This window comes from Psychrobacter sp., assembly GCF_030457785.1.
Classification (GTDB): Bacteria; Pseudomonadota; Gammaproteobacteria; order Pseudomonadales; family Moraxellaceae; genus Psychrobacter.
In genome coordinates this window covers 1-9,396 of the sequence record NZ_JAKDUI010000095.1, presented here as the reverse complement: position 1 = coordinate 9,396, position 9,396 = coordinate 1, and the positions used below count along the sequence as shown (strand labels likewise).

Sequence of the window (9,396 nt, the reverse complement as noted above, 5' to 3'; positions counted from 1 at the left end):
AGTACATTCAAATATGAACCGCTTGTCGCATGAATTTTTATAAAAAAACTAATGATAATTATTATCATTACAATAATCAGCAGCTATAATAAACAAACATTTACAATTTGGCAATACTATTCTCCTTTTAAATATCTTCTTGTATAACTTCGTTCACATCCTGAAAACTCAGGCATCTCTCTCGAATCAACTATCGAAACCATCGAAATATCAAAAACTTACAAGACATATAAACAAAAATATATTTACATTGTAAATATTAGACATTTTTATTATAAATGTATTAGCCCCAAAAAATCATTGCAACAAGCAACCTTTTCACTATAACCTTAATCAAATAGTTGACTAATTAGTCAGTATTCGAATTCTAATAAATTTTTGAATTCTTAAACACACAGCTACCGACCGTTATGTATTAACAAAAAGACAAGAGCAGATCTGTATGAGAGAGCTAAGCGATACGTATTCTTGAAGGTGTGTTGATTCAAGTCTTGACGCTAATACCTTCCTTAGTATCGCTTTATTGTCTCTTTGAAGATTAGACCAAAGTTACTTTAGGAGGAAGCCAAGATGAAAGAACACCCTCAAGGAAACCCCGATTTACTGTATGGACTGCATGACCGTCCTGCTCCCGGGAAAGCGTTTTTGGGTGCAATACAACACGTACTGGCCGCTTTTGTCGGTATTATTACCCCACCACTTATCATCGGTGGAGCCTTAGGTTTAGGAGAACACATACCTTACCTTATCAGCATGGCATTGATGGTGTCAGGGGTCGCTACTTTTATTCAGACACGTCGAATTGGACCAGTGGGTTCAGGCTTGATGGCATTACAAGGCACCAGTTTTGGTTTCTTAGCTGCGGTACTAGCTGCTGGGTTTGTCGTAAAAAACCGTGGAGGTAGTCCAGAAGAGATTCTCTCTGTCATCTTTGGTGTTTCATTTCTCGGCGCCTTTGTCGAAATTTTCTTAAGTCGGTTTATCACCAAACTCAAATCCTTGATGAATCCAATTGTCACTGGTTGTGTCATTATTACTATTGGCTTATCTTTGACAAAAGTCGGTTTGACAGACTTAGCAGGCGGGGTGGGTGCTGAGGACTTTGGTAGTATGCAAAACCTCATGCTAGGTGGCGGCGTATTGGTCAGCGTGGTACTTATTAGCATGATTCACATCAAGGTCATTCGCTCGAGTGCCATCTTTATCGGTTTGATGCTTGGTTTATTAACTGCAGTATTCATGGGGCGTATTGATTTTTCTTTGGTCGCAGAAGCACCTGTCTTTACTTTGCCAGTACCTTTTAAATTCGGTTTTGGCTTTGACTGGCAAGCCTTTATTCCTATTGCTTTCATGTACATCATTACCAGTATCGAAACCTCAGGTGACTTAACGGCGACATCCATGATTTCAGGTGAGCCGATTAAAGGTCCTGTATACGAAGAGCGCATCAAGGGTGGTGTACTAGGTGATGGTGTTAACTCTTTAATTGGAGCAGTATTCAATACCTTCCCTGTGACGACATTCAGTCAAAATAATGGCGTCATTCAAATGACAGGAATTGCCAGTCGCTATGTAGGGTTTTTTGTGGGTGGTATCTTGTTCGTGATGGGACTATTTCCTGTTTTGGGCTCTATCTTCACGCAATTACCAAAGCCGGTTGTCGGTGGTGTTACTTTATTGATGTTTGCCACTGTGGCAACGGCAGGTATCCGTATTCTATCGACTGTCAAATTTACGCATCGCAACATCCTGATCATCGCAACATCTTTAGGACTCGCTATGGGTGTGGCTTTTGTCCCTGATGTCTTTGCGCAGGCACCTCAGTTTTTCCGTAATATTTTTGGTTCTCCAGTGACTGTCGCTGGCATCGTTGCTATTTTACTAGATACGATTTTACCCAAAGGCTATGGTACTGAGTTTGATAAAAAAACATCGACTAACGAATTAAAACCACTTGAAGAAACAGTCTCTTAATTACTTCAGAGCATGTCATCATTTAAGCGATAAATTTGATTGATGACATGCTAAAAATCAAGTCTCGATAGTAGAGATGGCTGAATGTGGCTAGGTCATGACAATTAACGCTAGGACACTCTTAACGCTAGAACGCTTCATTTGGTCTAGCACTATAGCGAAGTATGCAGGCAAGCGATTTTGTATCACTGGGTTTTATTGGGCGCTGACAGGTTCTGATTATTAGAGACCACAGCCACGTAAAATAAAAGGCACGAGGAAGTCAGCAGCACGTGATTCATCTTGATAACCATAATCGTCTTTTTCCATTAAACAAACGATTTCTGTTTTAAATTCGGCGTATCGCTGTGTCGTTGCCCAAATCAGAATCAGCAGTTGCAATGGATCAGTGATGCCGATTTTGCCTTGTGCATGCCAGACCTGCATTACCTTCGTTTTTTCCAGCGCCCACTCTTTCATCGTCGTCGACATAAAATCGTGCAACTGTGGTGCCTCACGGATGATTTCAAGTGCAAATAACTTATGACGATTCGGGTTAGCAAACGCTTGATGTAGTTTGGTACGAACGAACTTTTCGATCACTGCTTTGGGATCACTATCGACATTCATAGTAACCAATCCATCATTCCACTCTTGGATGATAGCTTGCAACACAGCTTGATACAGATTTTTTTTGCTCTTGAAGTAATAATGAACATTGGCTTTTGGCAGCCCAGATCTATCTGCAATACTTTGCATCGTAGCGCCACCAAAGCCCTGTAGGACAAACTCCTCTTCGGCTGCTGCCAAAATAACTGCCTGATTATGTGAACGAATGGTTTGCCGGCCCTGCTTGGTAACCGTTTTGAATATCTCTCGTATGTTTGTATTAGTCTCTTGAGTCATATTAGTTATTCCTATCGTTGTTAGGATTAGTAGGATAATTAGAAAGAAAACGGCAAGCAAATGGGCATATTTTAAGACTAACTTGATGAAAATTGAGCCACTTAAATAAAATATGTTCACAAACCAGTTGACCAAATGGTCAGGTTTTAGCAAAATAGCTTATATTAACCTACTATTGATTCGTTAAACACTATTCCAGTATGTGATTTTGTATCTAACAGTTTGAGCTGTATCACGGTAAATCAGTGTCAGCCCTGTTCTACTCCATCGCTAGCAGATTAAGAGCAAACGAAAAGCAAATAAAAAGGAAGTTACTGTGGAATTACCTCTAGAGCAGTTCAACAAGCTCTCACTAGCAGAAGCAACGTCCGCTCTATTGACTTGTTGCACCAGCACTCAATGGGCGCAGACCTTGGCAAACAAACGCCCTTTCACCGATATGCAAACCTTACTCGTACACAGTGATGATGCTTGGACACAAGCTCAAACCGATGAAGGCAATCTACTAGAAGCATTTGATGGACATCCACAAATCGGCAACGTCGACTCGTTAAAAGAAAAATACCGCAATACTCAATCCAGTGCTGCACATGAGCAATCAGGCGCTAATGATGCCGAAGACAGTGTAATTGAAGCCTTAGCACAAGGAAATCAAGACTACCTCGATAAGTTTGGTTTTATTTTTATTGTATTTGCTACGGGTAAGAGCGCACAGCAAATGTTGGATTTATTGTTGGCGCGTCTACCAAACGATCGTCAGACGGAGCTAAAAAACGCTGCTAACGAGCAAAATAAGATCACGCGCCTGCGTTTGCAGAAAATGCTAAGCGACGCTTAAACCTTACTTGTCCCATATATTTAAACGGAGTTTTTATGCCAGCCACCCTATCATCACATATCTTGGATACTCATCTTGGCACACCTGCTGCTGCTGTCGCATTGACACTGCACCGTATTTCAGACAGTGGCGACGCCACGCTATTAGCAAACGGTGTCACCAACGATGATGGTCGCGTCACACCAGACAGTTGGGAGTTTGACTCATCACTTGATAGCGACGAGTCTCATCTGAGCAACGGTCGCTATACAGTAACGTTTGATACGCAAACGTATTTCGATGCACAGCAGCTAGCCGTATTTTATCCGCAGGTTATTATCGACTTTGTGGTACGCGATGACAGCCACTACCACATTCCATTATTGCTTAGTGCGCACGGCTATAGCACCTATCGCGGCTCGTAACAGCATTTGATGAATTTGGGGTACAAGACAAATCACCATATGACACCTATCAAACGAAAGACGCTGACGAAAGAAAATTGTATAACTTGTATAGTATCAATTGCATAAAAGGACACTTGCCACATGGGCGCTTATTATCTCGACTGGTTCAATTTATTTTTCCGCTGGTTTCACGTTATCGCTGGAGTAGCATGGATTGGTGCTTCATTTTATTTTGTGTGGTTGGATCTAAGTCTGCGTAAGCCGCCACAGTGGAAAACGGACAAAGGCATCTCTGGTGACCTATGGGCCGTACATGGTGGTGGGTTTTATGAGATTGCTAAATATAAGCTTGAACCTGAAGAAATGCCCAAAACACTACATTGGTTCAAGTGGGAGGCTTACACCACTTGGCTGACTGGTATGGCGATGCTGTCTATCGTCTACTATGCTAATGCGACGGCTTATCTGATTGACCCCAGCAAGGTGGCATTCGGTAGTAGCATTGGTGCTATTTCTACCAGTTTGTTATTTTTGTTCGGCAGCTATTTCATCTATGAAGTGATTGTCCGCAGTCATTTGGGCAAAAACTCATTTATCTTTAGTAGCATTATTTTTATCTTATTGATTATTGCCTGTTGGGGCTCGTATCAATTGTTTAGTGATCGTGCCTCGTTCATTCATATTGGCGCCATCTTGGGTACCGTGATGGCGGGTAATGTTTTCTTTGGAATCATGCCTGCACAGCGAGCACTGGTCGATTGTGTCAGGCGCGGCGAAAAACCCGGCAAAGAAGTAGCCGACTTAGCATTACAAGCAAAAAATCGCTCGCTAATGAACAACTACTTTACCTTGCCGCTGATTTTTACCATGATTAGCAATCACTATCCGATGATGTACTCACATACACACGGTTGGTTGGTGTTGGTCTACGTCGGTATCATCACCGCAATCGTACGTCATTACTTTAACCAGAAGCATTTAGAAAACGACAAGCCACGCTATTTGGTCATTCCTGCTGTGTTGACAGTTTTACTGATTATCTGGATGCGTCCTGAGCCAATTGAACCAATGGCACCAATGCCAGCTAGCACTGCTGAAGCTTCGGTCACACCAGATGCAGAACCACCAGCGACTGACAGTGCAACGACAAATGATGACGCCATAACTGCTGATGCTGCATTCGAAGAAAACGTCACTGCTGTCGCAACACCTGTAGCAGCATCCCCTGATGATGCCATCATGAATATCGTACACACGCACTGTAGTACTTGTCACGCTGCACAGCCAACTCAGCAAGGGTTCGCAGCACCACCAGCTGGTATTATCTTACAGACACCAGAAGAGATGAAAATTCACAAAGCCAAGATCATCACCGCTGTGCAGACGCGCTATATGCCATTAGGCAACCTCACTCAGTTGAGTGACGAACAGCGTCAGCAAATCGTTGCTTATACGTCGGGGTTATGAATGAGCACTTTCTACTCAAATAAGTAACCACTAGGGCGTGTCCTCATTTTAAAAATAGTGATAAAAATGAAATGAATAGCAATCAAACGAGGAAAATAGCGCAGATAATATCTGCGCTATTTGCCGCCGTTTGGCAAAACTTAGTCATTTTCAACCCATTTAGATAACTATTGATTTAATTGAGGACATGCCCTATTTAAACAATTATCTTGACCAACGACCTAGACACCCTTAAAGTGTTAACAATATGTATTATAAAGTGTTAACAATATTAGTTTCGATTGTTTTCAATTTTAAAGGAGAGAAGGGTGTCCACTGCAAATAAGCAAGAAAGTCAGCTCCATAATCAATCCAACAGCGCGCTCTATGATTGCACCACCTTCAATCCAGAACGCAAAAACTCAAGGTTATACAATGATGATCTTGCCCCACTACAGCCTGAACAGCGTAGTTGGGGGTGGTTTTCGATATTTAATGTCTGGTCAAATGATATTCAAAGTCTTTTTGGCTATACGCTCGCTGCATCACTATTCTTAAGCTATGGTTTGAATGGTTGGTGGGTCATGGCGGCGATTATTTGCTCAGGATTCATCGTCATGCTGATGGTCAATTTGACAGGTAAACCCAGCGTCAAATATGGCATTCCTTTTCCAGTGCTCATACGTGCTAGCATGGGTATCAACGGAGCGAATCTCCCGGCGATATTACGAGCTATTATCGGTATTTTTTGGTACGGGGTGCAGACCTATTTTGCCTCCACTGCGGTTGCCATCTTATTGACTATTATGATGGGTAGTTCAGATGCAACTTTTTTAGGCCTTAATAGTACAGCGTGGATCGCCTTTGTCATCGTTTGGGTGTTTCAAATCATGCTTTTTTGGGCAGGTGTTGAGCCTATCAAACACTTTTTAAATTGGGCAGGTCCGCTAGTTTACGTAGTCATGGTTATCTTGATGGGTATTGTCTGGTACCAGTCAGGCTCAGAGTTACTACCAGCTATCAACTCCATTTTTGCTAGTGGCAGCGACTATATGGGTACCTCCTTTCAAGCATTTACCGCGATTGTGGGAACCATGGTGGCTTATTTTGCAGCTGTTGTGATTAACTTCGGCGACTTTTCACGATTTTTACACAGTGAAAAAGAAATGCGCTTAGGCAACTTAGTTGGTCTGCCTATTAATATGATGTTTTTCTCATTCATTGCCCTAGTCATTACCGCAGGTACTTTGGTCTTATTTGGTGAAGCATTGACCAACCCTGCGGAGATTGTCGAACGAGTTGACGCACTCCCACTAACGATTGTTGCAGCCTTGACCTTTTTTGCAGCGACTGTGGGTATCAATATGGTCGCAAACTTTATACCACCCGCTTATGATTTGGCGAACTTATTTCCCAAACATATTAGCTTTCGTAAAGGTGGTTTAATTACCGCAGTTATCGCTTTTTTCGTTGGCGCACTATGGTTATCATTTATCAGTAAAATCGGCATCGTTGGCTTTGTAAATGCAGTTGGCGCGATCATTGCACCCTTTTTCGGTATATTAGTTGTCGATTACTATTTAATCAAACGTCAACATATTAATATCAATGATCTATTCTCTGATCAACCAGATGGGGCTTATTACTACTATAAAGGTTGGAATATTCGTGGCTTAATTGCTTTTGCGATTGGTGCTATTTTTTCTATCGCTACCGTATTAGTGCCTGCATTAACAAAGCTTGAGGGTTATGGTTTCTTACTGGGTGCCATGCTGGGTGGTATCGCTTATTGGCTGCTGATGCGATCCGACGCCGCAAAACCTAATCAAGCATAAAGCTTTAGGTGAAAAATCTTAATTGAAACAAAGGAATATTAAAAATGACTCAAAAAATAACCAGTGACTTTAACCAAGACGCCTACCCTCGTGACCTAAAGGGCTATGGCGGTAAGCCACCAAAAGCCAACTGGCCAGGTGGTGCCAAAATCGCCGTTCAATTTGTCCTGAATATTGAAGAAGGCGCAGAAAACAGCGTCATTCATGGTGATGCCCAATCTGAGCGTTTTTTATCTGACGTACTAGGTACGCCTGAGTTTAACAATCGCCACCAGTCGATTGAATCGGCATTTGAATACGGCAGCCGTGTAGGCGTTTGGCGGGTGTTAGATACTTTTAAAGAGTACGGCTTACCCATCACCACTTTCACTTGTGCGAGTGCTGCCGAAAAAACACCACACATTATAGAGCGAGTATTAGAAGACGGACACGAAATCGCCAGTCATGGTTTGCGCTGGATCACTTACCAATATATGTACCGCGAGACCGAGCGCGAGCATGTACGCCGTGCTACCGAAATTTTCAAAAGCATGACTGGTGGTCAGCCGCTCGGTTGGTACACTGGTCGTGACAGCCCCAATACCCGTGAATTGGTCGCTGAACAAGGTGGCTATATTTATGATTCTGACTCTTACGCTGATGAACTGCCCTACTGGCTCAATGTGAAAGTAGCAGACGGTGACAAAATCGTTCGTAAACCGCATTTGGTCGTTCCTTATACACTAGAGACCAACGATATGCGCTTTGCTTCGAGCCCTGGTTATACCAACGCCGAACCTTTCTATCAGTACTTAAAAGACAGCTTCGACACCTTATACGAAGAAGGCGAGCATACCCCAAAAATGCTGACCATTGGGTTACACTGCCGTATTATCGGTCGTGCAGGTCGTATCACTGCTCTCAAAAAGTTTTTGCAATATATCACTAGCAAACCTGATGTGTGGATATGCCGCCGCGATGATATTGCCAAACACTGGTACAAAAACCACCCAGCAGCTGCCGATAACACGAAAAACTGGTTATAACCACTCGCACAGACAAAAAATTTATCGCGGCACAAAATCATTATCGCCGCACAAAGTCATTAAGGAACACGGAAAAATGTCACCCAAAAGTACTTATTACGCACCAACTGGCGGATTACCTCCACAAACACAGCTACTATCCGATCGCGCCATCTTTACCGAGGCTTATGCCATTATTCCCAAACGTGTGCTAACCGATATTGTGATTAGCTACCTGCCATTTTGGGAAGGCATGCGCATGTGGGTGATTGCCCGTCCTTTATCTGGATTTTCAGAAACCTTTTCACAATACATCGTTGAGGTAGCACCAAATGGCGGCTCTGATAAGCCTGAACTAGACATGAAAGCCGAAGCCGTGTTGTTTGTCGTTGAAGGTGAAATGGATATTACTATCGAAGGCGAAGCCCATCATCTTGAAGCCGGTGGCTATGCTTTCCTGCCGCCAGCATGTAAATGGACGGTGAAAAACAACAGCGATAAACATGTTAAATTTCATTGGATCCGCAAAGCCTATCAGTTTGTAGACGGTATTGATGCACCTGAGCCTTTTGTCACAAGCGATCACGATGTTGCAGCGATTGAGATGCCAGACACAGGTGGCGTCTGGGCAACTACTCGATTTACCGAGCAGTCTGATATGCGTCACGACATGCATGTAAACATCGTCACATTCCAACCTGGTGGCGTGATCCCGTTTGACGAAACGCATGTAATGGAACATGGTCTGTATGTACTAGAAGGTAAAGCCGTCTATCACTTAAACGGTGAATGGGTTGAAGTAGAGGCCGGTGACTTTATGTGGCTGCGCGCATTTTGCCCACAATCTTGTTACGCTGGTGGACCTGGTCCATTTAGATATCTACTCTATAAAGACGTGAATAGACATATGCCATTCATTCGTCCAGAACGATAAGCCGTCTAAAATATAGTCGATGCTAAGTAAATAAATGCTAAGCAAAATAGCTACTAAGTAAAAAATACTAAATAAAAGAGATACACGAGATTAT

8 protein-coding genes are annotated in these 9,396 nt (G+C 42.8%); 7 read left to right on the top strand and 1 reads right to left on the bottom strand.

The annotated features are described in order from the left end of the window. Window positions 1-570: 570 nt before the first annotated feature. On the top strand, window positions 571-1,974 hold the full coding sequence (locus L0J61_RS06215) for a uracil-xanthine permease family protein (protein ID WP_301465466.1): 1,404 nt from the start codon (window positions 571-573) through the stop codon (window positions 1,972-1,974). A 222-nt stretch (window positions 1,975-2,196) separates the two neighbouring features. Here the strand turns inward: L0J61_RS06215 and L0J61_RS06210 are convergent, their stop codons facing one another. Then, complete coding sequence (locus tag L0J61_RS06210; RefSeq protein WP_301465465.1) at window positions 2,197-2,859, bottom strand: TetR family transcriptional regulator C-terminal domain-containing protein; 663 nt, start codon at window positions 2,857-2,859, stop codon at window positions 2,197-2,199. Window positions 2,860-3,175: 316 nt separating this feature from the next. Here L0J61_RS06210 and uraD point away from each other — a divergent pair, with 316 nt between their 5' ends. From uraD to L0J61_RS06180, 6 genes are all read left to right on the top strand, one after another. Continuing rightward, window positions 3,176-3,697 (top strand): 2-oxo-4-hydroxy-4-carboxy-5-ureidoimidazoline decarboxylase, encoded by a 522-nt coding sequence (gene uraD / locus L0J61_RS06205; protein ID WP_301465464.1) that lies wholly within the window; start codon window positions 3,176-3,178, stop codon window positions 3,695-3,697. 35 nt (window positions 3,698-3,732) lie between these two features. Then, on the top strand, window positions 3,733-4,101 hold the full coding sequence (gene uraH, locus L0J61_RS06200; protein WP_301465463.1) for a hydroxyisourate hydrolase: 369 nt from the start codon (window positions 3,733-3,735) through the stop codon (window positions 4,099-4,101). Window positions 4,102-4,224: 123 nt separating this feature from the next. Further along, window positions 4,225-5,550, top strand: a complete 1,326-nt coding sequence (locus L0J61_RS06195) for a urate hydroxylase PuuD (protein ID WP_301465462.1) — start codon at window positions 4,225-4,227, stop codon at window positions 5,548-5,550. 308 nt (window positions 5,551-5,858) lie between these two features. Then, window positions 5,859-7,364, top strand: a complete 1,506-nt coding sequence (locus tag L0J61_RS06190; protein WP_301465461.1) for an NCS1 family nucleobase:cation symporter-1 — start codon at window positions 5,859-5,861, stop codon at window positions 7,362-7,364. A gap of 44 nt (window positions 7,365-7,408) precedes the next feature. Further along, on the top strand, window positions 7,409-8,389 hold the full coding sequence (puuE, locus tag L0J61_RS06185; RefSeq protein WP_301465460.1) for an allantoinase PuuE: 981 nt from the start codon (window positions 7,409-7,411) through the stop codon (window positions 8,387-8,389). A gap of 76 nt (window positions 8,390-8,465) precedes the next feature. Beyond that, complete coding sequence (locus L0J61_RS06180) at window positions 8,466-9,302, top strand: bifunctional allantoicase/(S)-ureidoglycine aminohydrolase (protein ID WP_301465459.1); 837 nt, start codon at window positions 8,466-8,468, stop codon at window positions 9,300-9,302. The last annotated feature ends 94 nt before the right edge of the window (window positions 9,303-9,396 follow it).